At 71.4% G+C, this 26,221-nt stretch carries 24 protein-coding genes; 12 read left to right on the top strand and 12 right to left on the bottom strand.

Going from position 1 to position 26,221, the window contains the following annotated elements; all coding sequences use genetic code 11:
- Window positions 1-164 precede the first annotated feature (164 nt).
- The 3 genes from GTY47_RS35575 to GTY47_RS35565 all read left to right on the top strand — a co-directional run bounded on the left by GTY47_RS35575 (window position 165) and on the right by GTY47_RS35565 (window position 2,013).
- The gene (locus GTY47_RS35575) at window positions 165-1,130 is read left to right on the top strand and encodes a zinc-binding dehydrogenase (RefSeq protein ID WP_010040385.1); all 966 of its coding nucleotides are present in this window, start codon (window positions 165-167) and stop codon (window positions 1,128-1,130) included.
- 104 nt (window positions 1,131-1,234) lie between these two features.
- Window positions 1,235-1,444 (top strand): HTH domain-containing protein, encoded by a 210-nt coding sequence (locus GTY47_RS35570; protein WP_003992902.1) that lies wholly within the window; start codon window positions 1,235-1,237, stop codon window positions 1,442-1,444.
- The gene (locus GTY47_RS35565) at window positions 1,444-2,013 is read left to right on the top strand and encodes a Clp protease N-terminal domain-containing protein (protein WP_010040384.1); all 570 of its coding nucleotides are present in this window, start codon (window positions 1,444-1,446) and stop codon (window positions 2,011-2,013) included. The genes GTY47_RS35570 and GTY47_RS35565 overlap by 1 nt, the downstream gene beginning before the upstream one ends.
- 19 nt (window positions 2,014-2,032) lie before the next feature.
- On the opposite strand, the gene GTY47_RS35560 is transcribed toward GTY47_RS35565, so the two are convergent.
- On the bottom strand, window positions 2,033-3,088 hold the full coding sequence (locus GTY47_RS35560) for a PadR family transcriptional regulator (protein WP_010040382.1): 1,056 nt from the start codon (window positions 3,086-3,088) through the stop codon (window positions 2,033-2,035).
- A 1-nt stretch (window position 3,089) separates the two neighbouring features.
- A complete protein-coding gene (locus tag GTY47_RS35555) occupies window positions 3,090-4,061 on the bottom strand; it encodes a DUF4097 family beta strand repeat-containing protein (protein ID WP_029181205.1) in 972 nt (323 codons plus the stop codon).
- Between the two features lie 148 nt (window positions 4,062-4,209).
- Here GTY47_RS35555 and GTY47_RS35550 point away from each other — a divergent pair, with 148 nt between their 5' ends.
- The gene (locus GTY47_RS35550; RefSeq protein ID WP_029181204.1) at window positions 4,210-5,046 is read left to right on the top strand and encodes a hypothetical protein; all 837 of its coding nucleotides are present in this window, start codon (window positions 4,210-4,212) and stop codon (window positions 5,044-5,046) included.
- 151 nt (window positions 5,047-5,197) lie between these two features.
- On the opposite strand, the gene GTY47_RS35545 is transcribed toward GTY47_RS35550, so the two are convergent.
- From GTY47_RS35545 to GTY47_RS35525, 5 genes are all read right to left on the bottom strand, one after another.
- On the bottom strand, window positions 5,198-5,377 hold the full coding sequence (locus GTY47_RS35545; RefSeq protein ID WP_003992906.1) for a DUF6104 family protein: 180 nt from the start codon (window positions 5,375-5,377) through the stop codon (window positions 5,198-5,200).
- Between the two features lie 86 nt (window positions 5,378-5,463).
- Complete coding sequence (locus GTY47_RS35540) at window positions 5,464-9,291, bottom strand: multifunctional oxoglutarate decarboxylase/oxoglutarate dehydrogenase thiamine pyrophosphate-binding subunit/dihydrolipoyllysine-residue succinyltransferase subunit (protein ID WP_010040373.1); 3,828 nt, start codon at window positions 9,289-9,291, stop codon at window positions 5,464-5,466.
- A 281-nt stretch (window positions 9,292-9,572) separates the two neighbouring features.
- On the bottom strand, window positions 9,573-10,685 hold the full coding sequence (locus tag GTY47_RS35535; protein ID WP_029181203.1) for an ATP-binding protein: 1,113 nt from the start codon (window positions 10,683-10,685) through the stop codon (window positions 9,573-9,575).
- A complete protein-coding gene (locus tag GTY47_RS35530; RefSeq protein WP_010040369.1) occupies window positions 10,682-11,422 on the bottom strand; it encodes a response regulator transcription factor in 741 nt (246 codons plus the stop codon). The genes GTY47_RS35535 and GTY47_RS35530 overlap by 4 nt, the downstream gene beginning before the upstream one ends.
- A gap of 133 nt (window positions 11,423-11,555) precedes the next feature.
- Window positions 11,556-12,233 carry a spermidine synthase gene (locus tag GTY47_RS35525; RefSeq protein WP_010040368.1) on the bottom strand — a complete coding sequence of 226 codons (678 nt, stop codon included), beginning with the start codon at window positions 12,231-12,233 and terminating at the stop codon, window positions 11,556-11,558.
- A gap of 171 nt (window positions 12,234-12,404) precedes the next feature.
- Between GTY47_RS35525 and GTY47_RS35520 the strand changes: the two genes are divergently transcribed.
- A complete protein-coding gene (locus tag GTY47_RS35520) occupies window positions 12,405-13,226 on the top strand; it encodes a rhomboid-like protein (protein ID WP_010040366.1) in 822 nt (273 codons plus the stop codon).
- 45 nt (window positions 13,227-13,271) lie between these two features.
- On the opposite strand, the gene GTY47_RS35515 is transcribed toward GTY47_RS35520, so the two are convergent.
- A complete protein-coding gene (locus GTY47_RS35515) occupies window positions 13,272-13,919 on the bottom strand; it encodes a GNAT family N-acetyltransferase (protein ID WP_010040363.1) in 648 nt (215 codons plus the stop codon).
- A gap of 175 nt (window positions 13,920-14,094) precedes the next feature.
- On the opposite strand from GTY47_RS35515, the gene lon reads away from it, so the two are divergent.
- Window positions 14,095-16,509: an endopeptidase La gene (lon, locus tag GTY47_RS35510; RefSeq protein ID WP_010040361.1), complete on the top strand. Its 2,415-nt coding sequence runs from the start codon at window positions 14,095-14,097 to the stop codon at window positions 16,507-16,509.
- A gap of 173 nt (window positions 16,510-16,682) precedes the next feature.
- Window positions 16,683-17,174 (top strand): MarR family transcriptional regulator, encoded by a 492-nt coding sequence (locus GTY47_RS35505; protein ID WP_010040359.1) that lies wholly within the window; start codon window positions 16,683-16,685, stop codon window positions 17,172-17,174.
- A gap of 16 nt (window positions 17,175-17,190) precedes the next feature.
- On the opposite strand, the gene GTY47_RS35500 is transcribed toward GTY47_RS35505, so the two are convergent.
- Entirely contained in the window at window positions 17,191-17,976 is a 786-nt protein-coding gene (locus GTY47_RS35500) for a protein phosphatase 2C domain-containing protein (protein ID WP_010040357.1), read from the bottom strand.
- A gap of 368 nt (window positions 17,977-18,344) precedes the next feature.
- Between GTY47_RS35500 and GTY47_RS35495 the strand changes: the two genes are divergently transcribed.
- The 5 genes from GTY47_RS35495 to GTY47_RS35475 are packed head-to-tail and all read left to right on the top strand — an operon-like array spanning window position 18,345 to window position 23,969.
- The gene (locus GTY47_RS35495) at window positions 18,345-21,125 is read left to right on the top strand and encodes a nitrate- and nitrite sensing domain-containing protein (protein WP_029181202.1); all 2,781 of its coding nucleotides are present in this window, start codon (window positions 18,345-18,347) and stop codon (window positions 21,123-21,125) included.
- A complete protein-coding gene (locus GTY47_RS35490; protein ID WP_010040348.1) occupies window positions 21,122-21,646 on the top strand; it encodes a roadblock/LC7 domain-containing protein in 525 nt (174 codons plus the stop codon). Before GTY47_RS35495 ends, GTY47_RS35490 begins: the two co-directional genes overlap by 4 nt.
- Window positions 21,643-22,065: a DUF742 domain-containing protein gene (locus GTY47_RS35485; protein ID WP_010040346.1), complete on the top strand. Its 423-nt coding sequence runs from the start codon at window positions 21,643-21,645 to the stop codon at window positions 22,063-22,065. Before GTY47_RS35490 ends, GTY47_RS35485 begins: the two co-directional genes overlap by 4 nt.
- Window positions 22,046-22,693, top strand: a complete 648-nt coding sequence (locus tag GTY47_RS35480; protein ID WP_010040344.1) for an ATP/GTP-binding protein — start codon at window positions 22,046-22,048, stop codon at window positions 22,691-22,693. The genes GTY47_RS35485 and GTY47_RS35480 overlap by 20 nt, the downstream gene beginning before the upstream one ends.
- Window positions 22,694-22,706: 13 nt before the next feature.
- Complete coding sequence (locus tag GTY47_RS35475) at window positions 22,707-23,969, top strand: styrene monooxygenase/indole monooxygenase family protein (protein ID WP_010040342.1); 1,263 nt, start codon at window positions 22,707-22,709, stop codon at window positions 23,967-23,969.
- Here GTY47_RS35475 and GTY47_RS35470 read toward each other — a convergent pair.
- The 3 genes from GTY47_RS35470 to GTY47_RS35460 all read right to left on the bottom strand — a co-directional run bounded on the left by GTY47_RS35470 (window position 23,933) and on the right by GTY47_RS35460 (window position 26,184).
- Window positions 23,933-25,114, bottom strand: a complete 1,182-nt coding sequence (locus GTY47_RS35470) for a C40 family peptidase (RefSeq protein WP_010040339.1) — start codon at window positions 25,112-25,114, stop codon at window positions 23,933-23,935. The two genes, GTY47_RS35475 and GTY47_RS35470, sit on opposite strands and share 37 nt — an antisense overlap.
- A 106-nt stretch (window positions 25,115-25,220) precedes the next feature.
- Complete coding sequence (locus tag GTY47_RS35465) at window positions 25,221-25,520, bottom strand: hypothetical protein (protein WP_010040337.1); 300 nt, start codon at window positions 25,518-25,520, stop codon at window positions 25,221-25,223.
- A gap of 10 nt (window positions 25,521-25,530) precedes the next feature.
- Window positions 25,531-26,184, bottom strand: coding sequence for a TetR/AcrR family transcriptional regulator (locus GTY47_RS35460; protein WP_029181201.1), 654 nt, complete (start codon window positions 26,182-26,184; stop codon window positions 25,531-25,533).
- Window positions 26,185-26,221: the final 37 nt, after the last annotated feature.

Raw genomic sequence — 26,221 nt, 5'->3', positions numbered from 1 at the left:
CCCCTTCCGTGCGTCGGCGGCTGCGGGTCCGCCCAGCGGCACCCCGTTCCGCCGGGTTGCGGGCCCGCCCGGACCCAGCACCGGCGCCGGGTGCCTGGCAAGAGGGTGTGTCTCACAGGGGGCGGAGGTTCCGTGCAGTCGGTCCGGAACCTATCGTCAAGGTCATGTTCGCTGTCTACGCCGCCCGAATCGACCGCGACCAGCCACTGGCCGGCCTGGAGTTGGGAGAGCGTCCGGCTCCCGAGGCCCGTCCCGGCTGGAGCACCGTCACGGTCAAGGCCGCCTCCCTCAACCACCACGACCTGTGGTCCCTGCGTGGCGTCGGCCTCGCAGAGGACAAGCTGCCGATGATCCTCGGCTGTGACGCCGCCGGCGTCGACGAGGACGGCAACGAGGTCGTCCTGCACTCCGTGATCGGACAGAGCGGGCACGGGGTCGGCCCGAAGGAGCCCCGTTCCATCCTCACCGAGCGCTACCAGGGCACCTTCGCCGAGCAGGTCGCCGTGCCGACCTGGAACATCCTGCCCAAGCCCAAGGAGCTTTCCTTCGAGGAGGCCGCCTGTCTGCCCACGGCGTGGCTGACCGCGTACCGGATGCTGTTCACCAACGCGGGTGTCCGGCCCGGCGACTCCGTCCTCGTGCAGGGCGCCGGCGGTGGTGTCGCCACGGCCGCCATCGTGCTGGGGAAGGCGGCCGGGCTCCGGGTCTTCGCCACGAGCCGGGACGAGGCCAAGCGGAAGCGGGCCGTGGAGCTGGGGGCCGTGGAGGCCCTGGAGCCCGGCGCGCGGTTGCCGGAGCGGGTCGACGCCGTGGTCGAGACCGTCGGGGCCGCCACGTGGTCGCACTCCGTGAAGTCGCTGAAGCCCGGCGGCACGCTGGTGATCTCCGGTGCCACCAGTGGTGACCGGCCCTCGCACGCCGAACTGACCCGGATCTTCTTCCTGGAGCTCAAGGTCGTCGGGTCCACGATGGGCACCAAGGACGAGCTGGAGGACCTGCTCGCGTTCTGTGCCGCCACCGGGGTGCGGCCCGTCATCGACGAGGTGCTGCCCATGGACCGCGCGCGGGAGGGCTTCGAACGGCTGGCGTCCGGTGAGCAGTTCGGGAAGCTCGTGCTCATGAATTCGTAGTTCCTGCTGGGTGGAATGTGCTGGCGGCCGGTCCGGGTTCGGGCCGGCCGTTTGGGTTGTCAACTGGGGTTGACAGGGGTGTGGTGTCAACGTAGGTTGACGTCATGACCGAAGCAACCGATCTGGCCGAGCGTGCGGGCGACCGTGATCCACGGGTCGGTCTGCGGGCTGTCGCCGCCCTGCGCAGGCTGCTGGAGCAGCTGGAAGCCGTACAGGTGCGCAACGCGCGCAACCAGGGCTGGTCGTGGCAGGAGATTGCCACCGAACTCGGTGTGAGCCGGCAGGCCGTGCACAAGAAGTACGGGAGGCATTGATGTTCGAGCGGTTCACGAAGGACGCCCGGAGCGTGGTCAAGGGCGCGTTGGCCTCTGTGGAGGGCGGGGGTGGCGGGCAGGTCGTGGAGCCGGAGCATCTGTTGCTCGCGCTGCTCGATCGGGAGGGCAGTCGAGGCTCGTTCGCGCTCGCCGCTCTCGGGCTCCCTGAGCGGAGGGAGTCCGTGCGGCAGGCACTGGGCGAGGCGCGGCGGCGGGCCGGGCTGTCCCAGGCCGAGACCGACGCGCTCGCCGGGCTCGGGATCGATGTGGAGGAGATCGTCGCCCGGGTGGAGGAGGTGCACGGAGTCGGTGCCATGGCCGGTGACCGGAAGGACAAGGGGTGGTGGTTTGGGCGGGCCTCCTTCGGGCGGGGCGCCAAGGACGTCCTGGAGCGCTCCCTGCGGGTCGCCCTCGCCCAGCGGGACCGGCACATCGGGGACGAGCACATCCTGCTCGCCCTGACCGTGCGCCCGGGCGTGCCGGCCGAGGTCCTCGCCGACCACGGGGTCACGTACGAGTCTGTGGTGCGGGTGCTGTACGGCAGTGGTGGCGAGGCCAAGGCCGGCTGAAGGGCCGTGCCCCGGTCGGCTACTTCTGCTGCGTGCGCAGGAGGGCTCCTATGTGGGCCGCGGCCGTCGACAGGTGGCGGCGGGCGTCGCGCAGTTGGTCGGGGGTGACGCCGTGGTCGCGGGCCGCGTCGCGGATGTCGTCCCGGAAGCGGTCGAGCAGGCGGTCCAGGTCGCGGGCGGGGTCGCCGGTGGAGTCCGTGGCGTCCTCGTGGGCCCAGGCGGGTTCGTAGGCGGCCGGGAAGTCCTCGGCGGGCTGTGAGGGCGTCGGCTGCGAGGCCGGCTTGCCGGTGCCGCTCCAGTCGAAGCCGAAGTCCTTGCCGTAGTCCTTGCCGAACTCGCCGACCTCCTTGGCCAGTTCGCTCAGGCCCTCGCGCAGTCCCGTGGGCCAGTCGCCGCGGGCGAAGTGGTCCTGGACCTGCTCCTGGACCCGGCGGGCGATGCGCTGGACCTGCTCCTGGGCCTGGGCGCGGGCCTGTTCCTGGGCCTCCTTCGCCTGGCGGCGGGCGCGCTGGGCGTCCTCTCGGGCGCGGCGGCTCTCGTCCTTGGCGCGGCGGGCCTGTTCCTTCCACTCCTGCCTGGCCCGCCGCATCTCCTCCTTGGCGACGCGCCAGGCCTCCTTGTCGCCGTACTGCCCGAAGTCCCCGAAGGGGGCGTCCTCCGCGCCACGGGGCCTGGTGCCGGTGTCCCGGCGTGCCTCGGTCGCGGCGGCGCGCATCTCGCGGCGCAGATCGCCGGCGGCCCCGCGCACGTCGGCGCGGATCTCCGCCGCCAGTTCCGCGACGGATTCCCGGATCTCCAGCTCCAGATCGGCCAGTTCGCCGCTGCGGTCGGCCAGTTCGGCGCGGCCCGCGTCCGTGATCGAGTACACCTTGCGGCCGCCCTCGGTGGTGTGGGTGACCAGGCCCTCGGCCTCCAGCTTGGCCAGGCGGGGGTAGACCGTGCCGGCCGACGGTGCGTACAGCCCCTGGAAGCGCTCCTCGAGGAGGCGGATCACCTCGTAGCCGTGTCGGGGGGCCTCGTCCAGCAGCTTCAGCAGGTAGAGGCGGAGGCGGCCGTGGGCGAAGACGGGGGGCATGTCAGAGCACCTTCTTGTCGGTCGTGCCGTCGGCCGGGACGCCGGCGTCGGCGGCGCCCCGGTCGGAGACGGAATTGTCTCCCGAGGCTGCCTTCGGATCGTCCTGTGGGTCGGTCGCCGAGCTGCTGGTGCCGGGCCGGGTGTCCCACGGTTCGTCGGGCTCGTCCTCCCCGGAGGGGCGGCGCAGCAGGGCGATCGAGCCGGAGACCGTCGTCGCCCGCAGCTTGCCGGTGCCCGCGCCCAGGCGGCCCGTGATCTTGTGGGCGCCCCACTGGCCGTGCACCCGCAGACCGTCGAAGGCGTTGGAGACCGCGCCGCTCGCCGTGTTCGCCTCGACCTCCGCGTCCGCCGGGTCCGGCAGCCGGATCGCGATCTCACCCGAGACGCTGGTCAGCCGCACGTCCGTGGGACCGCCCGGGTCGAGGTCGACGATCATGGAGCCGCTGACCGAGTCGGCCCGCACGGAGGAGCCGGAGCCCTCGACCACCGTGAGGTCGCCCGAGACCGAGTTGAACCGGAGGTCGCCCGTCACGCCCTGGGCCTCCACGCTCCCGGAGACGGTGTCGGCGCGGACCGGGCCGGAGAGGCCCACGAGGGTCGTGTCGCCCGTGACGCCCTTCACCGCCGCCGGTCCGTCGATCCCGGAGATCACGGCTGCCGCCCCGACCACCCCCACCTCCACCCGGGTGGAGGCCGGAACGGCCAGGGAGACCACCGCGCTGCGGCGCCAGCCCTTGCGGTCCAGCCACTTGAGGAAGCCCTTCCAGGGCAGGTCCTCGTAGGCCACCGTGAGGGTGCCGCCCTCCTGGGTCACCACCAGGGGTGGCCCCTCGATCTCGGAGACCTCCAGGCGGGCGGAACCTTCGTCCGTGCCCACCACGTTCACCGTTCCGTTGACGAGGCGTACGTGAAGCTCGCTCACGGGCTCGTCGAGGGTGAGTTTCCTCGGCTCCGCGACAGACCACTCGGACATGGTGCAGACCTCCCCGACACGACGCGCCATATCGCGTCTTCTGTCATTCACGATATATCGTGGCGAGGGAAAGTCAAGACACTCGTTCTGGGGATGTCGAGGCGTACAAAAGTGCTCAAAGTGGAGTGATTCGCCCTAGCGTGTGACCATGCCGACGGAAGCCGACCGCGCCGGTCCCGCCCCTGGGGCGCTGCTGCTGTGCCGGGCGGTGCCCGGGGCCGTCGCCCCCGTCGCCCACCTGCTGCGGGAACGGATGCAGCTCACCCGGGCAGGCGACGAATGGAGTGTTCTCGTCCCCGAGGGCCGGCCGTGGCGGGACGCCGACGAGCCCGTCGACCGTGTGGTCACCGGCTGGGCCACGGCCCTCGCCGTCGGCGCGCCCTGGCCCGTTCTCGCCCTGTGGTGGGACGCCGACCACGCGGGCTTCACGCTCGCGTCCGGCTTCCGCCGCCCGGTCGGATTCGTCTGGCTCGCGAGCGGCCTCCCGGTGGGGGAGGAGGAGGCGCTGCGCACCTTCGCCGCGCGCGTGGGCCTCGACCCCGTCCTGGACCTCCAGGCCCTCGACCAGCTGACGAAACCCGACGCCACCGCCGACGCCCGCGCCCGTCTGCGCGGCCTGCTGGCGGTCCTCGCGCGCGTGGGCGTCTCACTGCCCCCGGAACTCGCCCCCGGCCGGCCCGCCGACCGACTCCGGGAAGCCGCCGCGCTCCAGCCGGACAGCCTCCCGGTCGAATGGCCGGGCTGGCGCGACGCGGTCGCGGAACGCGACACCGTCGACCACAGCCGCCTGGGCCCCTGGATGCCCTGGACCGGCGGCCCCAGGGCCCGCGCCCTGGCCCTCGCCCAGATGGCGGCGGGCGTCCCGCTCATCGCCTGGGGGATACGGCGTTCCAGCGGCGGCTGGGGCTGGGCCACGGCCGGAGCGCTGCTCCTGGCTCATGGCGCGCTGGGCCTGGCGTACGCCGTCACACACCCGCGCGACTGATCGCCGGACGCGCCGGAGGGCTGATCACCGGAGGACTGATCACAGGAGGGCTGATCACAGGAGGGCTGATCACCGAGGGCTGATCAACGGACGGCGGCGGACCGGCTCCCGCGCGACTCCCGCCCACGACTCCGGCGCCTCTCCCGCTCGTCTACTCGTCGTCCTCGTCGTCCAGCCGCGCCAGCCACGTGGCCAGCCGCTCCACCGGCACCTCGAAGTCGGGGTTGAGATCGACGAAGGTCCGCAGTTGCTCGGCCAGCCACTCGAAGGTGACCTCCTCCTCGCCGCGCCGCTTCTCCAGTTCCTCGATGCCACGGTCCGTGAAGTACATGCCGTCAAGGATATGTGCGCGCAAACGGCCGGGCCGCACCCCCGAAGCGGGGATGCGGCCCGGCCGGACAGAACGCGCGAGGGCGCTTACGCGTCGAACACCTCACGCACCAGCTGCTCCTGCTCGGCCTGGTGCCGCTTCGCGGAACCGACCGCCGGGGACGAGCTGTGCGGGCGCGAGATGCGGCGCAGGCGCTCGCCGTGCGGGACGTCCGCGCCGACCGCCAGGTCCAGGTGGTCGATCAGGTTGAGCGCGATGAACGGCCAGGCACCCTGGTTCGCCGGCTCCTCCTGGGCCCACAGGTACTTCTCGGCGTTCGGGTACTTCTTGATCTCCGCCTGGAGCTCGGCACCCGGCAGCGGGTACAGGCGCTCGATGCGGATGATCGCCGTGTCCGTGACGCCGCGCTTCTGACGCTCGGCCTCCAGGTCGTAGTAGACCTTGCCGGCGCAGAAGACGACCTTCTTGACCGCGGCCGCGTCCACCGACGCGTCGCCGATGACCGGCTGGAACTGACCGGTCGTGAACTCGTCCGCCTTCGAGGCCGCCGCCTTCAGGCGCAGCATCGACTTCGGCGTGAAGACCACCAGCGGCTTGTGGTGCGGGTTGTGCACCTGCCACCGCAGGAGGTGGAAGTAGTTCGACGGCGACGTCGGCATGGCGACCGTCATGTTGTTCTGCGCGCACATCTGGAGGAAGCGCTCCGGGCGGGCCGAGGAGTGGTCCGGACCCTGGCCCTCGTAGCCGTGCGGCAGCAGCAGGACGACACCGGAGGTCTGGGCCCACTTCTGCTCGGCCGAGGAGATGAACTCGTCCACGACCGTCTGGGCGCCGTTGACGAAGTCGCCGAACTGCGCCTCCCACATCACGAGCGCCTCGGGGCGGGCCAGCGAGTAGCCGTACTCGAAGCCCATCGCCGCGTACTCGGAGAGGAGGGAGTTGTAGACGTTGAGCCGCGCCTGGTCCTCGGAGAGGTACTGCAGCGGCGTGTACTCGTCGCCGGTGCTGCGGTCGATGATGACGGCGTGGCGCTGGCCGAACGTACCGCGCTGCGAGTCCTGGCCCGCCAGGCGGACCGGGACGCCCTCCAGCAGGAGGGAGCCGATCGCGAGGGTCTCGCCCATGCCCCAGTCGATCGTGCCGTCCTCGACCATCGACGCCCGGCGCTGGAGCTGCGGCAGCAGACGCGGGTGGACGGTGATGTGGTCGGGGATGTTGACCTGGGACTCGGCGATCCGCTTGACGACCTCCGTGGTCACCGCGGTGTTCACGGCGACCGGGAACTCGGCCTGCGGGTCGGAGGTCTCCACGATCGTCGGCTGCGAGGTGGCCTCGCGGACCTCCGTGAAGACCTTCTCCAGCTGGCCCTGGTAGTCCTGGAGTGCCTGCTCGGCCTCTTCCAGGGTGATGTCGCCGCGACCGATGAGGGACTCGGTGTAGAGCTTGCGCACCGAGCGCTTCTTGTCGATCAGGTCGTACATCAGCGGCTGGGTGAAGGCCGGGTTGTCCGACTCGTTGTGACCGCGGCGACGGTAGCAGATGAGGTCGATCACCACGTCCTTGTTGAACGCCTGGCGGAACTCGAAGGCCAGACGGGCCACGCGGACCACGGCCTCCGGGTCGTCGCCGTTCACGTGGAAGATCGGGGCCTCGATCATGCGGGCCACGTCCGTGGCGTACATCGAGGAGCGCGACGACTCGGGAGCCGCCGTGAAGCCGACCTGGTTGTTGATGACGATGTGGACCGTGCCGCCGGTGCGGTAGCCGCGCAGCTGCGACATGTTCAGGGTCTCGGCCACCACGCCCTGGCCCGCGAAGGCCGCGTCGCCGTGGATCGCCACCGGCAGGACCGTGAAGTCCGTGCCGCCCTTGCCGATGATGTCCTGCTTGGCGCGGGAGACGCCCTCCAGGACCGGGTCCACCGCCTCCAGGTGCGACGGGTTCGCGACCAGGCTGACCTTGATCTGCTCGCCGTCGAGGCCCGTGAAGGTGCCCTCGGCGCCCAGGTGGTACTTCACGTCGCCGGAGCCGTGCATCGACTTCGGGTCGAGGTTGCCCTCGAACTCGCGGAAGATCTGCGCGTACGACTTGCCGACGATGTTCGCGAGGACGTTCAGCCGGCCGCGGTGGGCCATGCCGATGACGACCTCGTCCAGACGGGACTCGGCGGCCGAGTCCAGCACCGCGTCCAGCAGCGGGATGACGGACTCGCCGCCCTCCAGGCTGAAGCGCTTCTGGCCGACGTACTTGGTCTGGAGGAAGGTCTCGAACGCCTCGGCGGCGTTCAGCCGGCGCAGGATGCGCAGCTGCTCCTCGCGCTCCGGCTTGGAGTGCGGGCGCTCCACCCGGTCCTGGATCCACTTGCGCTGCTTCGGGTCCTGGATGTGCATGAACTCGATGCCGGTGGTGCGGCAGTACGAGTCGCGCAGGACGCCGAGGATGTCGCGCAGCTTCATCATCGACTTGCCGGCGAAGCCGCCGACGGCGAACTCGCGCTCCAGGTCCCACAGGGTGAGGCCGTGCTCGGTGATGTCCAGGTCGGGGTGCTTGCGCTGCTGGTACTCCAGCGGGTCGGTGTCGGCCATGACGTGGCCGCGGACCCGGTAGGAGTGGATCAGCTCGAAGACGCGGGCGGCCTTCGTGACGTCGTCGTCGTGGCTGGCGTCGATGTCCTTGAGCCAGCGGACCGGCTCGTAGGGGATGCGCAGCGCCTCGAAGATCTCGTCGTAGAAGTTGTTCTCGCCGAGCAGGAGGTTCGCGACCTGGCGGAGGAACTCGCCGGAGGCGGCGCCCTGGATCACCCGGTGGTCGTAGGTCGACGTGAGCGTCATGACCTTCGAGATGCCGAGCTTGTTCAGGGTGTCCTGGGAGGTGCCCTGGAACTCCGCCGGGTAGTCCATGGAGCCGACGCCCATGATCACGGACTGGCCGGGCATCAGGCGCGGGACCGAGTGCACCGTGCCGAGGCCGCCGGGGTTGGTCAGGGAGACCGTGACCCCGGAGAAGTCGTCCATCGTCAGCTTGCCGTCGCGGGCGCGGCGGACGATGTCCTCGTAGGCCTGCCAGAACTCGAAGAAGTTCAGCGTCTCGGCCTTCTTGATCGCCGCGACGACCAGCTGGCGGTCGCCGTTCGGCTTGACCAGGTCGATGGCGAGGCCGAGGTTGACGTGCTCCGGCTTGACCAGGGTCGGCTTGCCGTCCACCTTCGCGAACGAGTAGTTCATCGCCGGCATCGCCTTGATGGCCTGGACCATCGCGTAGCCGATGAGGTGCGTGAAGGAGATCTTCCCGCCACGCGCCCGCTTGAGGTGGTTGTTGATGACGATGCGGTTGTCGAACAGCAGCTTCACCGGGACCGCGCGCACGGACGTGGCCGTGGGCAGCTCCAGGGAGGCGTCCATGTTCTTCGCGACCGCGGCGGCGGGACCGCGCAGCACGACCTGCTCGGGGCCCGAGGGGGCCTCACCGGCCGGCTCGGCCTTCGGCTTCGCGGCGGCCGGCTTGGCGGCCGGGGCCGCCTTCGCCGGGGCAGGGGCCTGGGCGGGAGCCTGAGCCGGGGCCTGCGCGGCGGGCTTCGCCTGAGCGGGAGCCGGCGCGGCGGTCGCGGGCTTCGGGGCCGCCGGGGCGGGGGCCGCGGGCTGGGCCGGGGCGGCCTGCGCCGCCGGCTGAGCGGTGGTGGTCCCCGCGGCCCCCGCGGCCGCGGTACCCGCCGGAGCCGAGGCGGCAGCCGCCCCCGGCTTGTAGTCGGCGAAGAAGTCCCACCAGGCTCGGTCTACCGAATTCGGGTCCTGGAGGTACTGCTGATAGATCTCGTCGACGAGCCACTCGTTGGCACCGAACGACGCAGCAGGGTTCTTCCCCGCTTGGTCGGTGTCGGTCGAGATGCTCGAGTTACTGGGGGACTGTGGCGACACGGCGGCAACCGCCCTCTTCCGCTTCACAAGATGATGGACAGCGGGAATCAAGGCTACGCCCCCTGGACCGGGTAGGTCAGGTCGGGCCCGTTCAACGTCGCGCAAGTCACATCTTGAAGTGTGTTTCGGGGCTTGAAATGGCGGGAAACAAGCGTGGTTCCGCTTAAAGAGGGAAGGGCGGGGCAGGGCCTCACGCGCCGAGGGCGCGGGCCTGTGCCTGATCACACGTGTCCGTCAGCGCGGACGCCCATGGATCTTGTGGCTCCGCTTCGAACTTTACGTCAACTTGGCACAGATGGAAGTCCCGGAAGAGTGACAAGAATCCGGCAACCCCGCTCGGATTCGGCCACTCCGATCCGCCCACCGTGCAGATCCACCGCCCAGCGCGCGATCGCCAGGCCGAGCCCCGTACCGCCGTCGCTGCCCGGACCCTGCGGCCGCTTGACGTTGCCGCGGTTGAACCGCTCGAAGACGCGGTGCCACTCGGACTTCGGAATGCCGGGGCCCTCGTCCAGGACCTCCAGCTCCAGCGACTCCGGCAGCGCGCCGCGCCGCGCCTTGACCGTCACACGGCCGTGCGGCGGGCTGTGCTTGACCGCGTTGTCGATGAGGTTGGCCACCACCTGGTGGATGCGCTCCGGGTCGGCGTGCGCGGTCAACTCCGGCGGGTGGACGTCGAGGTGCAGATGGACGTCCGTACGGGTGTGACTGCCCGAGCCGGTGGCGATGCCCGCGCGCACGGAGGCGACCATGTTGGCCTCCTTCAGCACGCCGGACAGATACGGCCACACCTCGAACCGCCGCTGTTTCAGCGGTACGACGCCGTTGTCCAGGCGGGACAGGTCCAGCAGCGTCTCCACCAGCCGGCCGAGCCGCTCGGTCTGCTTCAGCGCCGTGCGCATCGTCTCCGGGTCGGCCTGCGTGACGCCGTCGACGATGTTCTCCAGTACCGCGCGCAGGCCCGCGATGGGTGTGCGCAGCTCGTGCGAGACGTTCGCCACCAGCTCTTTGCGCTGGCTGTCCTGGGCCTCCAGCTCGTCGGCCATGGCATTGATCGTCACGGCCAGGTCGCCCAGCTCGTCACGGCGGTTCTCCCGCACCCGGCGGGTGTAGTCGCCCTGCGAGATCGAACGCGCCACGGCCGTCATCTCGTCCAGCGGCGCGGTGAGCGAATGAGCCACGAACTGCGTAATGAGCAGTGTGGCGATCATCGAGAAGACCGTGATGAAGCGCAGCTCCGTCTTCGTATGCACCGCGATCACCGACAGGCCCGTGGTGATCAGCACCGAGATGACGACCAGCACGCCCAGCTTGGTCTTGATCGAGAACGGGCTCACCCCGCCCCAGGGTTCCGGCTCCCCGGGGTTTCTCCGTGCGGCCGGCCCGGCGCTCATGGCGTCGGGGTCTCCAGGGCGTAGCCCACGCCGTGCACCGTACGGATCCGCTCGGCGCCGATCTTCCGGCGCAGCGCCTTGATATGGCTGTCGACGGTCCGGGTACCGGATGCGTCCGCCCAGTCCCAGACCTCGGCGAGCAGCTGCTCGCGGGAGAGCACCGCGCGCGGGGTGTTCGCCAGGCACACCAGCAGGTCGAACTCGGTCGGGGTGAGGTGAACATCCTCACTCCGCACCCGGACCCGGCGCTGCGCGTGGTCGATCTCCAGCTCGCCGAGGCGCAGGATGCCGCTGCGCGGCGTCGCGGCGGCCAGCGCGGCCCGCTCCACGCGGCGCAGCAGCACGTGCACGCGCGCAGCCAACTCCCGCATCGAGAACGGCTTCGTCATGTAGTCGTCGGCGCCGACGCCGAGCCCGACCAGCATGTCGGTCTCGTCGTCGCGCGCGGTGAGCATCAGCACCGGCACCGGCCGGGCGGCCTGCACGCGCCGGCAGACCTCCAGACCGTCGAAGCCGGGCAGCATGATGTCGAGGATCAGCAGGTCGGGCTGCCAGGCCTCGGCCGTGTCGACGGCGGCCGGACCGTCACCCGCTGTTTGCACGAGGAATCCCTCGGCTCGCAGGCGGGTCGCGATGGCGTCCACGATCGTGGCGTCGTCCTCGACGACGAGAACCCGGCGCTGTGCGCCCGGAGTAGCCGTCGCCGAACCGTTGTGGGAGGTGTGTGTCTGCTCCATCGCCCGCCCCTGGGGTGTGCTTTCCGGAATCAGTGGGGTGATTCCTGACTGGCTGTGCCTGCGCATGGTGTGCGATTGACGCTTGAATGATCGGCGTCAGAGGAGCAGCGTACGGGGAGTCAGCACACCTTTGCTATCCAGGGCTGATGCCGAGGTGCACGACGTCCGGAACGCCCCGGGCAACCGGGATCTCTTCGGTACGCACCTGTTGGAACCCGGCATTCCACAAGGTTTCTTCGAATTCCGGAGAGGGCTGGGCGGACCAGACGGCGAGCACCCCGCCGGGTCTCAACACCCTTGCGCAGCTTGCCAGTCCGGCCTTGCCGTAGAGATTTTCGTTGCCCTCCGTGACGGTCCAGCCGGGCCCGTTGTCGATGTCGAGGCACAGGGCGTCGTACGTGGCGGATGTCTCATTGACGTAGGCCACGAGATCGGCTTCGACGATTTCAGTGCGGGGGTCGGCGAGGGCCTCGGCGGAGAACGCGGAGAGCGGGCCGTCGAGGTGCCATTCGACAATCGCGCGCTCGCGTTCCACGACCGTGATCCCTCCCCAGCGCGGGTTCGCCGCCGCGTGGGCGAGGGAGAAGCCGACGCCGAGCCCGCCGATCAGCACGTCCGGGTGGTCCCGGCCGGTCAGGGCGTCCAGGGCCGCGTCGACGAGCCGCCGCTCCGAGCGGCCGTCGGAGGTGTCCATCAGGAAACAGCCGTTCGCGATGATCTCCAGCCGGTCGCCGTGCCGTCGCAGCACGACCTCGCCGTGCGGGCCCTCGCGACGGTCCAGCACGTGGGGGGTGTCGTTCGAGGTGGGCATCCGAGCATCTTGGCAGGTGAGGGGTGTCCGGCGCCAAGCATTACGGGTAGGCCGGAGGGGGGCGCGGTGCGCGGCTGTCGGGTTGCTGTGAATCGGCTCTCGCGTGGCGCCCGTCACAGACAGGGGGCGCAGGTGCGCGAAGTGTGGGACCTGACGGAAGGAGCGCCCGCCGTGGATCGCACCGCGCCGGCCGACGAGACGGCCACGCCGGCGCCTTCGGGCGCGCCGGTTTCCGACGTGTCGGCGCTGCTGGACGGGGTGCCGCGGCAGCGGTCCGGCGGTGGAGTGCCGTGCGCGACCGTGGGTCCGGGCGTACGAGAGCCCACGGCGGTGAAGAGACCTCGGCTTCGGGTGCCGGGGGTCTGGCGGCTGCTCCCCACTCCCACGGGTACGCCGTTCACGTTCGGGTACGGGATCGTCCTCTGCCTGACCTCGCTGTTCTCCGCGTACGCGGACCCCGCCCTGGTGCACGCCCTGCTCCAGGGGTCCAGTACGGATGTGGCGCACCTGGTGCGGACGCCGGAGCTGGTGCTGATCGGCAGTGCGCTGTGGCTCGCGGGCGGAGTGGCCTCGCCGTTCGCGATCGGGTTCGTGCTCGTGCTGACCGCGCTGGAACGGCGGATCGGCGGCCTGCGCACGGCCGGTGTCTTCCTGCTCGGGCACGTCCTCGCCACCCTGGCGACCGAGGTCCCGGTCGGGCTCGCGGTGCTGGCGGGGCAGCTCCCCGAGAGTTCGCTGCACCGCCTCGACTACGGCGTCAGCTTCGGTGTCGCCGCCGGCACCGGCGCCCTGGCCGGGCTGCTGCCGCTCTGGCTGCGCGTGCCGCTGCTGGCCGGCTTCGGCGGGATGCTGCTCCAGGACCTGCTCGACCTCACCGACCCGATGACGAACTGGGGGCATCTGATCGCCCTGGCCATCGGTGTCGCGACCTGGCCGGTGGTCCGGCGGTGGCGGAGGAGGCGCGTCGGCTCGATCGGTCCGGTCCGGGGCTGAGGCGCCGGCTCACCCGGACCGGCCCGGGCCTGAAGGCGAGCTCGTTCAGGCCCGCGGGCAGTGCTTCGCGCTGGTGAGCGGGGCCACCACCTCCCAGCCCAGCGCCTCGTAGAGCCCTCGCCCCGCGGGCGTACCGGCGAGGACCCCGGTCTGTGCCCCTTGCCGCACGGCGGCGCTCTGCAACGTCCGCATGACGAGGCTGCCGAGTCCCCTGCGGCGATGCTCCGGGGCCGTCTCGATCTGGTCGGCGACGGCGGTGGCGCCCGTCGGGGCCATCTGGCCACGTGCCGCCAGCGAACCGTCCGGGGCTGCCACCATCACACGCGTCACCCCGCCGCGCGACCAGCTGCGCAGCCGGTAGCCGTCGGGCACGTCCGGGGCACTTCCCGGGGCCAGCGGGACCGTCATCAGATAGCCGGGCTCGGGGTCGATCCACCAGCTGTCGTCGAGCCAACCGGCGACCACGGACGGGTGCCGGAACGCCTTCAGCCACACCCCGTCCCCGGTCACCGCGCCGGCCACCTTGCGGACGGACGTCTCGTCGAGGTCGTCGCCGGTCGCGCCGAACACGTGTCGTGTGACGTGGCCGTTCGTCCCCACGTCGATCGTGCAGCCCCATGGCTCGGCCACGGGCGGAGCCGCCCCGCGCGACACGATCCACCCGTCCACCCACGCCCGCACGGTCCTGTCCACGCCGCTCCTTGGTAAGAGGCTCTTACGGTATTGATCTGTTACATCCTCGACCCTACGACTCCGGCCGCGCCTGGTGTCACGGTCGATCGCTCACAGCGAACGGTGGGCGGGGAACATCCGGCGCCTCCCGTGCATTGAGTCGGCATAGCTCAACTTGACTGCCGAAGGGGAGATCATGGCTTCGACGTCCACACCGCTCACCCTGCCCGTGCTGCCGCTCGACGACGAGGTCGTCCTGCCCGGGATGGTGGTCCCGCTGGACCTGAGCGACTCCGAGGTCCGTGCCGCGGTGGAGGCCGCCCAGGCCGCTGCTCGGACAACACCCGGAAAGCCCCGGGTACTCCTGGTGCCACGCATCGACGGCACGTACGCCAACACCGGTGTCCTCGGCACCGTCGAGCAGGTGGGCCGGCTGGCCGACGGCGATCCGGGCGCGCTGATCCGCGGCCGGGGCCGGGTGAGGATCGGTGCGGGGACCACGGGTCCTGGCGCGGCCCTCTGGGTCGAGGGCAGCAGCGTCGACGAATCCGTCCCGGAGCCGCTGCCCGGGCAGGTCGCCGAACTGGTCAAGGAGTACAAGGCCCTCGCCACCGCCTGGCTGCGCAAGCGCGGTGCCTGGCAGGTCGTCGACCGGGTGCAGGCCATCGACGACGTCTCGGCGCTCGCCGACAACTCCGGCTACTCGCCCTTCCTGACCACCGATCAGAAGGTCGAGCTGCTGGAGACCGCCGACCCGGTGGCCCGGCTGAAGCTCGCCACCCAGCAACTGCGCGACCACCTCGCCGAGCAGGACGTGGCCGAGTCCATCGCCAAGGACGTCCAGGAAGGCGTCGACAAGCAGCAGCGCGAGTTCCTGCTGCGGCGCCAGCTGGAAGCGGTCCGCAAGGAGCTGCGCGAGCTGAACGGCGACCAGGAGGGCGAGGAGTCCGACGACTACCGAACCCGGGTGGAGGCCGCCGACCTGCCCGAGAAGGTCCGGGAGGCCGCGCTCAAGGAGGTCGACAAGCTGGAGCGGTCCTCCGACCAGTCGCCCGAGGGCTCCTGGATCCGCACCTGGCTCGACACGGTCCTGGAGATGCCGTGGAACGAGCGCACCGAGGACGCGTACGACATCCAGGGCGCCCAGGCCGTCCTCGACGCCGAGCACTCCGGCCTGGAGGACGTGAAGGAGCGGATCACCGAGTACCTGGCGGTGCGCAAGCGGCGTACCGAGCGGGGGCTGGGCGTGGTCGGCGGGCGGCGCGGCGGAGCCGTGCTCGCACTCGTGGGGCCGCCCGGCGTCGGCAAGACCAGCCTGGGGGAGTCCGTCGCCCACGCGATGGGGCGCAAGTTCGTGCGGGTGGCCCTGGGCGGTGTCCGTGACGAGGCCGAGATCCGCGGTCACCGGCGTACGTACGTCGGTGCCCTGCCCGGCCGGGTCGTCCGCGCCATCAAGGAGGCCGGGTCGATGAACCCGGTCGTGCTGCTCGACGAGATCGACAAGGTGGGCTCGGACTTCCGGGGCGACCCGGCCGCGGCCCTGCTCGAAGTGCTCGACCCGGCGCAGAACCACACCTTCCGGGACCACTACCTGGAGGTCGAGCTGGACCTGTCGGACGTCGTGTTCCTCGCCACCGCCAACGTCCTGGAGGCGATCCCGGAGGCGCTGGCCGACCGGATGGAGATCGTCCGCCTGGACGGCTACACCGAGGACGAGAAGGTCGTCATCGCCCGCGACCACCTGCTGCCGCGCCAGCTGGAGCGGGCCGGACTCGACAAGGCCGAAGTGGCCATCGAGGAGGGCGCGCTGCGCAAGCTCGCCGGTGAGTACACGCGCGAGGCGGGCGTCCGCAACCTGGAGCGGTCGATCGCACGGCTGCTGCGCAAGGTCGCGGCCCAGCACGAACTGGGTGAGCGGGAACTGCCGTTCACCGTCCGGGACGAGGACCTGCGCTCTCTGATCGGACGGCCGCACCACGTGCCCGAGTCCGCCCAGGACCCGGCCGAGCGCCGGACCTCTGTGCCGGGCGTGGCGACGGGCCTCGCGGTGACGGGCGCCGGCGGTGACGTGCTGTACGTCGAGGCGTCGCTGGCCGACCCGGAGACGGGCGCGGCCGGGCTGACCCTGACCGGTCAGCTGGGGGACGTGATGAAGGAGTCCGCGCAGATCGCGCTGAGCTTCCTGCGCTCCCGCGGTGCCGAGCTGGAACTGCCGGTGGGTGACCTGAAGGACCGGGGCGTGCACATCCACTTCCCGGCGGGCGCGGTCCCCAAGGACGGTCCCAGTGCCGGTGTCACGATGACCACGGCCCTCGCCTCGCTCCTGTCCGGCCGTCTGGTCCGCACGGACGTGGCGATGACCGGCGAGGTCTCGCTGACCGGGCGGGTCCTGCCGATCGGCGGCGTGAAGCAGAAGTTGCTGGCCGCCCACCGCGCCGGGGTCACCACCGTGATCATCCCCAAGCGCAACGAGCCCGACCTGGACGACGTCCCGGCGGAGGTGCTGGACAAGCTCGACGTCCACACCGTCACCGACGTCCGCCAGGTCCTGGAGCTGGCGCTCGCGCCCGCCACCGCGGATGCGGCGCCGGAGGTTCCGGTGGCCGCGTGACGGAGGTCACCGGATGAGGGAAGGCCCGGGTCCCGTGAGGGAGGCCCGGGCCTTCACCGTGTGGCGGCCCTGTGGACGTGCCCCCCGTGACCTGCGGAATACTTGCCGAACTGCGGCGATGGCCGCGGGTAGCGGAAAATGCAGGTACGGGCGACAACCGAGGCAGGGCTCACGTGCACGAGGACGGCAACGACGACGGACACCGGGACGCCTCTCTGGCCGGAACCGGTGTGGATCAGCCTGCCTTTCTGGCGCTGGAGCGGGAGCTGACCGTGCTGCTGCGGCGGGCCCGGGCCAACCAGGGCGAGATGGCCCGCGAGGTCCACCCCGACCTGGAGTCGTCCGCGTACGGCCTGCTCGTGCGGCTGGACGAGTGCGGCCGGCAGCGCGCCACCGAGCTCGCCGCCTACATCGGCGTCGGCAAGGCCACCATGTCCCGCCAGTTGCGTGCCCTGGAGGAGCTCGGCCTGATCGCCCGCGAACCCGACCCCGCCGACGGCCGCGCCTGGCTCGTCGCCCTCACCCAGGAGGGCCACGACCGGGTCCGCCGGGTGCGCGAGGCCCGGCGCGCCCGGTACGCCGGCCGCCTGGCCGACTGGGACACCCGCGAGGTCACGGAACTGGCCCGGCTGCTGCACCAGCTCAACCGCGGCATGGAGAAGTAGCAGCCGGTCCGGGTCTCTAGAACTCGACGTACACGACCGTCGCATCGTCGTGCGTCTTGCTCCGGCCCAGGAACGATCTGGCCGAATCCGCTCGCTCCAGCGTCCGCACCCGGTCCACCAGTGCCTGTGGCCCCTCCTTGCGCATGACGTGGAAGCAGTCCGTCCAGTCGCCCTCCGCGAACCGCTCCACCCAGCGGGTCGCCCCGTCCGTCAGAGCGGCCAGGGCGCGGACCTCGCGCCGGGGCAGGGTGCCGGTCACCGCTCGCCGGGCCACCGAGGGATCGGCCGCCGCCGTGAAGAAGCCGCCCTCCTTGTTGCGGAGCGTGGAGTCCACCAGCGCGTCCGTGGCCAGGGCCGAGCGGGGCAGGAGGGCCAGCCGGTCGTCCAGGAGGGGCGTCACCACGCCGTCCGGGGACTCCACGAGGAGAGCCGAGTCCGACAGGACCAGGTACTCCACCGTGTCCGGGGACCAGCGGGCCACGATCACCGTGGCCTGAGGTGTGCGGGGGTGAGAAAGGTCACAGGTTGAGGCGTGCGCCTCGGCGGTACGCGCGATGGCGCGGGACAAGGCGTCGACCAGGGGAACATCCGGGAGTGAAACGGTCAGTTCGGTCAGTGCTCCACCGAGGCGCGCGGTGAACCAGGGAACGGAATGCAGACAGCCCGTCCCGCCCTTCGGCGGTGTGACCCCGTCCAGGACGACGACCGAACCACCCTGTCCGGAGGCCGGTAGTCCGACGCTGGCGAAGTCCTCGTTGGGGCGGTCCGCGTCTCCCGGTTCCGAGGCGAGTTCAGTGCGCATTCAGCCAGTCTGCACGAGCCCTCCACAAGGTCCGCAAAACGCTGGCAATGGTTGCCGGGTCGGTGCAGCCATGCAGGTCAGGTGCCCCGTTTGGGCTGGAATGCTTTGTTCCGGGAAGGCGTGGTGGCGAATACTGCCACCGCCCGCGCGCGGCGTCCAACCGGCCTGCCGCGCAAGGCCGCTGCAAGGGCCAGCGGAACTTGCCCCCCAACTCCCCTCCGGGGTTCACTCCTTCGGGTGGCGGGTCAGGTGATGCACGTGCGGTGCCCACCGGCGCTGGGAGGGTCGGGAAGTGTACCTGGAGTACGCACCAGTTGACGGAGCGTCATCCGGGCCCATGAGTTCACGAGTCAGGAATGCGAGCACCGGTGCAGAAGACGCGGCCTCGTCGCACAGGCAAGCAGACGACCCCCGTTCAGGGCGCTGAGCCGACGCCCCCCACCGGCAAGGGCCGCCCCACCCATGTGCGCAACCGGCTCATCGTGGCCGTGGCCGTGGTCGCCGCCGCCATCGCCGGGGCGGGCACCCCGTCCGTCCTCGCGGCCTCCGGCCAACTGCACGACTCGCAGGAGCTGGTGACGCTCGCCGAGCAGACGCAGGACGCCCTCGCCCTCGCGCACTCCCTCGCCGACGAGCGCGACGACGTCACCTCCTACATCGCGGCCGGCCGCCCCAAGTCCAAGGCGCCCTCCGAGCAGCGCAGCGCCCGCGTGGACCGGCAGGTCGAGGAGCTGCGGGGCGACACCGACACGCCCGCCTCGCTCCGCTCCGACCTCGACGACATCGCGGCCGTACGCCGGGCGGCGCTCACCGGCAAGAGCAGCGCCCTCGAAGCCCACCAGGCGTACTCCACCGCCATCACCGAACTCCACCGGCTCGCCGAGCAGCTGGCGCAGCAGACGCCGCCCCGCGCGGGCTCCGGCGGGCAGGCGCTGGCCGAACTGGACTCCGCCGTCCAGCAGGCCGCCGCGGCCCGGGGGCTGCTGCTCGCCGCCCTGAGCGTGCCGCGCAGCACCACGACGGTCATCGACCCGGTCACCGGCCTGCCGACCGAGACCGCCTCGGACGCCGACGCCCGGCAGCGCGACGCCCTGAGCGCCGCCGCCCAGCAGGCCCGGCTGCGCTCCGACGCGGCCCTGGCCGACTTCCGCGACACCGCGCCCAAGGCGGCCCGAACCTCGTTCGACAACACGGTCACCGGCACCGAGGTCAACTCCGCCGAGAAGTACCTCGCCACGCTCACCGACCAGCCCACCCTCTCCAGCGGCGAACGCTCCACCGACACCAGGAAGCTGGACGCGGCCCTCTCCGCCCGGGTCGACCTGATGCGCGGCGTGGAGTCCGCCCTCTACGACCGCCGCACCAAGGACCTGGAGGCGCTGCGCGACGACGACGTCACCGCGCTGGAGATCCGCATCGCCGTCCTCGGCGCCCTGATGCTGCTCGCCGTCGGCGTCGCCACGGGCATGGCCCGCAGCCTCACGCGCCCCCTCGCGGTCCTGCGCCTGGGTTCGAAGCGACTGGCCGAGGCGGAGGTTCCGACGGCCGAGGAACCCGTCAGGTTCACCGGCCGCAACGACGAGTTCGCCCAGGTCGTCCGCTCCGTCAACGCCCTGCACGCGCACGCCGTCGCCCTCACCGAGCGGATCTCCACCCTGGAGTCCGACCGCAAGCACCTCGTCGGCCAGCGCCAGAAGATGGCCGACGCGCGCGAGGAACTGCGCGGCGAACTCGCCGAGTCCGCGGCCCAGCTGGAGCGGCTGCGCACGGCCATCGGCGGTACGTTCGTCAACCTCGCGCTGCGCACGCTCGGTCTGGTCGAACGGCAACTGGCCGTCATCGAGAACCTGGAGGAGCGCGAGCAGGACCCGGACCGCCTCGCCACGCTGTTCAAGCTCGACCACTTCGCCACGGTCATGCGCCGGCACAGCGAGAACCTGCTCGTCCTCGCCGGCACCGAGCACGTCCAGCACGCCGCCGGGCCCGTGCCGCTCGTGGACGTCGTCCGCGCGGCGGTCAGCGAGATCGAGCGGTACGAGCGGGTCCGGATCGCCGCGCTGCCGCCGCACGCGCACATCGCGGGGTTCGCCGCGGACGACCTGTCCCACCTGCTGGCCGAACTCCTGGAGAACGCCACCTCGTTCTCGCCGCCCGACCTGCCCGTCGAGATCTCCGGCTGGCTGCTGGAGAACGGCGAGGTCATGCTCTCCGTCCAGGACGAGGGCATCGGCATGGCCGAGGACCGGCTGGAGCGCCTCAACGCCCGCCTCGCCGACTTCGACCCGGAGGCGCCCTACGACCAGGAGGGCGAGGACGGTCTCGGCCTCGGCCTGTACGTCGTGGCCCGCCTCGCCCACCGGCACGGTGTGCGCGTGCAGTTGCGCGAGCAGAAGCAGGGCGGGGTGGCGGCGGTCGTCGTCCTGCCCCGCACCCTGCTGGCGGCGGCCCCGGCCGCGGCCGTCCCGGCCTCCGGCCCGCTTTCGGGCACCAGCCACACCGTCGCGTTCCCCGGCGCCGACGCCGAGGCCAACTCCAACGTCCTGCACGGCCGCGCGAGCAACGGGGACCCGCTGGTGGCGCTGGCGGAGAAGGCGGTACGGCACGAGGAGGCGGCGGCGGAGTCCGCGCCGGCCGCACCCGCGATCGAGGCAACGGCACCGGCGGAGACCCCCGCCGAGACCACGATGGAGCTGCTGGCCCCGATTCCGCAGCACGAGCCGGCCCCGGCGGAGCACGAGCCCGCGGCCGCCGACGGCGCACCCGCCCCACAGGGGCCACCCGCACCCGACGACGAAACCCGCACGGGGGGTGCGGGTGGGAACGGGATCGCCGAAGGTGAAGCCGAGGCGGAACACGGACGCGCACCCGACGACGAAGAGGACCGCGTCACCGACAAGGGCCTCCCCAAGCGCACGCCCAAGATCACCGCTCCGACCACCGCGCCCCGCCAGCGCAGCGGCTCGGTCGACGCCGACGCCCTCCGCCGCCGCCTCGGCGGCTTCCGCCAGGGGGCCCAGGCCGGCTACCGCGACGTGGAGGCGGAAATCGCCGAACGGACGGCCTCGCACAAGCGGCCGGACACCAACGCATCACCACCAGCTGAATCCGAAGAAGCCACGGGGGGCACAGTCGAGGAGGCAAGCAGTTGACCGCTCCCAGTACCTTCGGACTGATCGGACTGAGCAGTGAGGCCCGCAACCTGCACTGGCTGCTGACCAACCTCGTCGAGGAGGTACCCGGCATCCTCTCGGTCGCGGTCGTCTCGTCCGACGGACTGCTCCTGCTGTCCTCCGACGACCACCGCAACCAGCAGGCCCGGGAGGCCCTCCAGGCCCGCGGGACCAAGAAGACCGGCCCGCGCGGCTCCGCCGCCGACCTGGCCACCATCGTCTCCGGCATCGGCAGCCTCACCGTCGGCGCCGCCAAGCTGATGGACTTCGGCGGGGTCCGGCACACGATGGTCGCGATGGACGAGGGCAGCCTGTTCGTGATGTCCATCAGTGACGGCTCGCTGCTCGGCGTCCACGGCTCCGCGGACTGCGACATGAGCGTGGTGGCGTACCACATGGCCCTGTTCGTGGGCCGCGCCGGTCACGTCCTGACGCCCGAACTCCGCAGCGAACTCCGGAAATCCCTGGAGGATTCCCAGACGACGGGGAGCGCCCGATGAGCAGTACGCCGAAACAGCACCTCCCGGTCCGCGGCGGTGACCGCAAACCCGCCCGGGTCCGCCCCTACTCGCTCACCGGCGGCCGCACCCGCTTCGGCCACGTCCTGCTGGTGGAGACGTTCGTGGCGAGCACGGCCGCGCTGGACGCCCCGGAGGAGCGCAAGGAGCTGACGAACGGTTCCCTGTCCACCCGCGTGATGCCGGAGCTGCGGGCCATCGTCGAACTGTGCCGCCGGATGCGTACGGTGGCCGAGATCGCCGCGCTGCTGAAGATGCCGCTCGGCGTGGTCCGCGTGCTCCTGAGCGACCTCGCGGACCAGGGAAAGATCCGTGTGTACGGGACGGGAACCGGCCATGGCACGGGCCGCCCGGACCGAGCTCTGCTGGAAAGGGTGCTGAGTGGACTCCGTCGTCTCTGACGCCGCTCACGGCGTCGCTGGTTCATCCCCGTTCGTCCAGCCCGGCGAGAGCATGCACGCCTGGGAGACGGACCGCACCCGTGCCCCCATCGCCACGAAGATCGTGGTGGCGGGCGGCTTCGGCGTCGGCAAGACCACGCTGGTCACCGCCGTCTCGGAGATCACGCCCCTGCAGACCGAGGCGCTGATGACCGAGGCGAGCGAGGCCACCGACGACCTCACCGCCACGCCGGGCAAGACCACCACCACCGTCGCCATGGACTTCGGGCGCCTCACGCTCGACGACGACCTGGTGCTCTACCTGTTCGGCACGCCGGGCCAGCAGCGGTTCTGGTTCATGTGGGACGACATCGTGCGCGGCGCGATCGGCGCCGTCGTCATGGCCGACACACGTCGCCTGAAGGACTGCTTCCCGGTCCTGGACTACTTCGAGAGCTCCGGACTGCCGTACGTGGTCGCGGTCAACCACTTCGACGGCAGCGAGCTCTTCGAGCCGGAGGACGTGCGGGAGGCCTTGACCATCCCGCGACACATACCTGTCATGATCATGGACGCGCGTCGCCGGATCTCCGTGATCGAGACCCTCCTGGCCCTGGTGGGCCACGCGCTCGACGAAACCCCCGAGTAGAGGAACAGCCCGCATGCGGAAGATACTCGTCGTCGGAGCCGGTCAGTCCGGGCTCCAGATAGCTCTCGGCCTCCAGTCGCAGGGGTACGAGGTCACCCTGATGTCCAACCGGACGGCGGACGAGATCCGCACCGGCCGGGTCATGTCGACGCAGTGCATGTTCCACACGGCCCTGCAGCACGAGCGCGATCTCCAGCTGAACTTCTGGGAGTCCCAGGCCCCGAAGATCGAAGGACTCGGCGTCTCGGTCGCCGCCCCCGGCTCCTGGGCCGAGGGTCCCGCGGCCCGTGCGATCGACTGGCTGGGCCGGCTCGACGGGTACGCCCAGTCGGTCGACCAGCGGGTGAAGATGGCCGGCTGGATGGAGACGTTCGCCCAGCGCGGCGGGCAGCTCGTCATCCACGGCGCGGCCGTCGGCGACCTCGACTACTTCGCCCGTACCTACGACCTGGTGCTGGTCGCGGCCGGCAAGGGCGAGCTGGTGCAGATGTTCGCCCGGGACCCGGAGCGCTCCCCGTACAGCGAGCCGCAGCGCGCGCTGGCCGTGTCGTACGTGCACGGCCTGGGCCCGCGCCCCGAGCACCCCGGCACCGAAGGGGTCCGCTGCAACCTCGTGCCGGGCGTCGGCGAACTGTTCGTCATGCCCTGTCTGACCACCTCCGGCCGCGCCGACATCCTGTTCTGGGAAGGCATACCCGGCGGCCCGCTCGACGTCTTCAACGGCGTCAAGGACCCGGCGGAGCACCTCTCCCTGACCCTGGAACTCATGGAGCGGTACGTCCCATGGGAGTACGCGCGGGCCACCAAGGTCGAACTGACCGACGCGGGCGGCACGCTGGCCGGCCGCTACGCCCCCACCGTCCGCAACCCGATCGGCCGTCTGCCCGGCGGCGGGCTCGTGCTGGGCGTGGCGGACGTCGTCGTGGCGAACGACCCGATCACCGGCCAGGGCTCCAACTCCGCGTCGAAGTGCGCGGCCGCCTACCTCGCCTCGATCGTCGAGCGCGGCGACAAGCCGTTCGACGAGGAGTGGATGCGGGCCACCTTCGACCGCTACTGGGACACCGCGCAGCACGTCACCAAGTGGACCAACGCGATGCTCGCGCCGCCGCCGGAGCACATCCTGAACCTGATCGGCGCCGCGGGTGAGCTCCAGCCGGTCGCCGACCGGTTCGCCAACGGCTTCAACGACCCGTCCGACTTCGAGAACTTCTTCTACGACCCGGAGAAGACACAGGCCTACCTGGCCGACGTGTCCGGCGCGGGCGCCGCGTAGTCCGCGTAGTCCGCGTAGCCCTCGTATCCCTCGTCCGACCCGTCCGTGGCCCCCTCGGGGAGCTCCGGTGGCTCGTAGCGCCGCAGGGGCTTCCCGTCCGGGTCCGGGCGTACGGCGCCCAGGAGCGGGTTGGCCGCGATCGGTGACACCTTCACCTTCGCGCCCGGGCGGGGCGCCTGGACGACCATGCCGTCGCCGAGGTAGAGCGCCACGTGCGTGGCCTCCGGGAAGTACACGACCAGGTCCCCCGGCCGCAGCTCCCCAAGCGGGATCCGCTTCAGCCGCTTCCACTGCTCCTGGCTGGTCCGGGGGATGGGCGTCCCGGCCTCCGCCCAGGCCTGCGAGGTCAGGCCCGAGCAGTCGTACGACTTCGGGCCCTCCGCGCCCCACACGTAGGGCTTGCCGAGCTGCCGCACGGCGTAGCGCACGGCGCGGTCGCCCTCGGCCGACGGTTTGCGGACGCTGCTGAGCGCGCCGGACGCCATGAACTTCTGCTGCGCCTCGGTGATGCCCTGCTTCTCGAACGCGGCGAGGGCGGCGAGCTGGTCGCGGCTGAGGGAGGCGAGCAGTTCCTCGACGTCGTGGAGCCGCTCGCGGACCTCGTCCCGTTCCTTCCTCCGCCGCTCGGTGAGGGCGAGTTGCAGGTCGAGCGCCTGGCGGGCCTTGCGGGCCAGCTCCTGGGCCTTCCGCTCGCTGCCGGTCAGCCGGCCGACGGTGACGGCCCGCTCGCGCGCCAGTCGGCCGATCACACGGCCCTCGTCGATCGCGTGCTGCGGGTCGCGGGCCAGGAGCAGGCGTACGTACGGGGAGATGTCGGTGCTGCTCTGGTACTGCTGCCGGGCCAGACGGCCGGCCGCGCCCCGGCTGTCGTGCAGGGAGAGCCGGGTGCGGGCGAGGGCGCGGTCCAGGCGGTCGGTCTCGGCGCGCTGCCTCTTCAGCTTCTCCTCGGTGGCGTTGTAGGCCTCGGTGGCCTGTTCGGCCTTCCGGTACAGCTGCTGAAGGTCTGTCAGGAGTTCTGCGACGGCAGCGGTCTCCGGTCCGAGGTCGGATCGCGGTTCCGGGGCCGCCGTGGCAGGGGCGGGAGCGAGGACGGTCGTTGCTGCCACCGCCGCCGTGCAGACCAGGCGCAGCAGGCTTCCTGACATGCCATCACCTCCGTTGCGGGGGCGGCCTGTCGCCGCCGGACACCGTGAGGATCAGGCGTGTGCGCGAGGTGCGCGCGCCGACTGTGCGCGGTTCGGCGCAACGCTGTCACCCGTCGGCGTCGTCCCGCTTGCCGGGCGGCGTGGCGTCTGGCTTCGACCAGGGCCAGTTGAGCCGGCGGGCCGGTGCGCCCTCGGGGTCGTACGCGTACTTCCAGCGGTGGGTCAGTCCTACTCCGCCCCCGCCCCGGGGCACGCGGCGGTAGACCAGGACGGTGGGCGGGCCGCCGGCCGGGTCCGGGACGGGGATGCGGTACGTCTTGGGCGGGTGGCCGGTGATGCCGAGCAGGACCGGCAGGACCCTGCCGTCCATGGGGCCGCCCTCGAAGGGGGTGTCTTCGCTCTTCACGGGATCAGTGTCAGACATCCTCGGCGAGCGCCAGGACCAGGGCGTCGGTCTGCGGGTCGCGGCGGGCGGTCACCGACAGCATGGCCACGAACTGCTCGACGAGCCAGTCGCGCAGCTGCCCCGCGGGGGGTTGCTTGTCCTCGTCGAGCCAGATGAGCGACGACGCCTCGACCGCGGTGATCCACATCCGGACGGTCATCCGCAGGCGCGGACCGGGCTCGGTGACCTCCAGGTGCCGGAAGATGTGCTCGGCGGCAGCGCGGCGTACGCCGTCGACGATGGCCGTCGTGCGTGAGGTCTCGACGACGCTGCCGCCCTGGAGGAGGGCGCTGAAGCCGGCGTCGTGCTCGTCGACGAAGGCCAGGTAGCGGTCGAGGGCGCGGGACAGGCGGGGGAGCAGGGGGCCCTCGCGGGGTTCGTCGAAGCAGTGCTGGAGCTCGTCGGCGGCGGAGCGGAGGGCGGCCTCGTACAGCTGCTGCTTGCCGCCCGGGAAGTAGCGATAGACCAGGGGCCGCGACACCCCGGCCGCCTCCGCCACGTCGTCCAGGGAGACGTCCTCCGGTGCGCGGTGCGCGAAGAGGCTCAGCGCGGCGGTGAGGAGCTGGCTGCGGCGTTCCTCGACGCTGAGGCGCCGGTAGGCGGGGGTGGGGGCGGCTGGTGTCATGACCGGCAGCGTAACCGGGGGCGGGTGCCTCCGGCGG

The sequence above is a fragment of the Streptomyces sp. SID5464 genome (assembly GCF_009862985.1).
Lineage (GTDB): Bacteria > Actinomycetota > Actinomycetes > Streptomycetales > Streptomycetaceae > Streptomyces > Streptomyces chartreusis_D.
This window is presented reverse-complemented; position numbering and strand designations above follow the sequence as displayed.

What these genes read in the sequence shown, in the direction of transcription:
- GTY47_RS35535 (WP_029181203.1), bottom strand. Translation starts at nt 10,685, where the DNA reads ATGAGCGCCGGGCCGGCCGCACGGAGAAACCCCGGGGAGCCGGAACCC.
- GTY47_RS35565 (WP_010040384.1), top strand. Translation starts at nt 1,444, where the DNA reads ATGTTCGAGCGGTTCACGAAGGACGCCCGGAGCGTGGTCAAGGGCGCG.
- GTY47_RS35550 (WP_029181204.1), top strand. Translation starts at nt 4,210, where the DNA reads ATGCCGACGGAAGCCGACCGCGCCGGTCCCGCCCCTGGGGCGCTGCTG.
- lon (WP_010040361.1), top strand. Translation starts at nt 14,095, where the DNA reads ATGGCTTCGACGTCCACACCGCTCACCCTGCCCGTGCTGCCGCTCGAC.
- GTY47_RS35530 (WP_010040369.1), bottom strand. Translation starts at nt 11,422, where the DNA reads ATGGAGCAGACACACACCTCCCACAACGGTTCGGCGACGGCTACTCCG.
- GTY47_RS35485 (WP_010040346.1), top strand. Translation starts at nt 21,643, where the DNA reads ATGAGCAGTACGCCGAAACAGCACCTCCCGGTCCGCGGCGGTGACCGC.
- GTY47_RS35575 (WP_010040385.1), top strand. Translation starts at nt 165, where the DNA reads ATGTTCGCTGTCTACGCCGCCCGAATCGACCGCGACCAGCCACTGGCC.
- GTY47_RS35475 (WP_010040342.1), top strand. Translation starts at nt 22,707, where the DNA reads ATGCGGAAGATACTCGTCGTCGGAGCCGGTCAGTCCGGGCTCCAGATA.
- GTY47_RS35525 (WP_010040368.1), bottom strand. Translation starts at nt 12,233, where the DNA reads ATGCCCACCTCGAACGACACCCCCCACGTGCTGGACCGTCGCGAGGGC.
- GTY47_RS35500 (WP_010040357.1), bottom strand. Translation starts at nt 17,976, where the DNA reads ATGCGCACTGAACTCGCCTCGGAACCGGGAGACGCGGACCGCCCCAAC.
- GTY47_RS35555 (WP_029181205.1), bottom strand. Translation starts at nt 4,061, where the DNA reads ATGTCCGAGTGGTCTGTCGCGGAGCCGAGGAAACTCACCCTCGACGAG.
- GTY47_RS35470 (WP_010040339.1), bottom strand. Translation starts at nt 25,114, where the DNA reads ATGTCAGGAAGCCTGCTGCGCCTGGTCTGCACGGCGGCGGTGGCAGCA.
- GTY47_RS35560 (WP_010040382.1), bottom strand. Translation starts at nt 3,088, where the DNA reads ATGCCCCCCGTCTTCGCCCACGGCCGCCTCCGCCTCTACCTGCTGAAG.
- GTY47_RS35570 (WP_003992902.1), top strand. Translation starts at nt 1,235, where the DNA reads ATGACCGAAGCAACCGATCTGGCCGAGCGTGCGGGCGACCGTGATCCA.
- GTY47_RS35460 (WP_029181201.1), bottom strand. Translation starts at nt 26,184, where the DNA reads ATGACACCAGCCGCCCCCACCCCCGCCTACCGGCGCCTCAGCGTCGAG.
- GTY47_RS35545 (WP_003992906.1), bottom strand. Translation starts at nt 5,377, where the DNA reads ATGTACTTCACGGACCGTGGCATCGAGGAACTGGAGAAGCGGCGCGGC.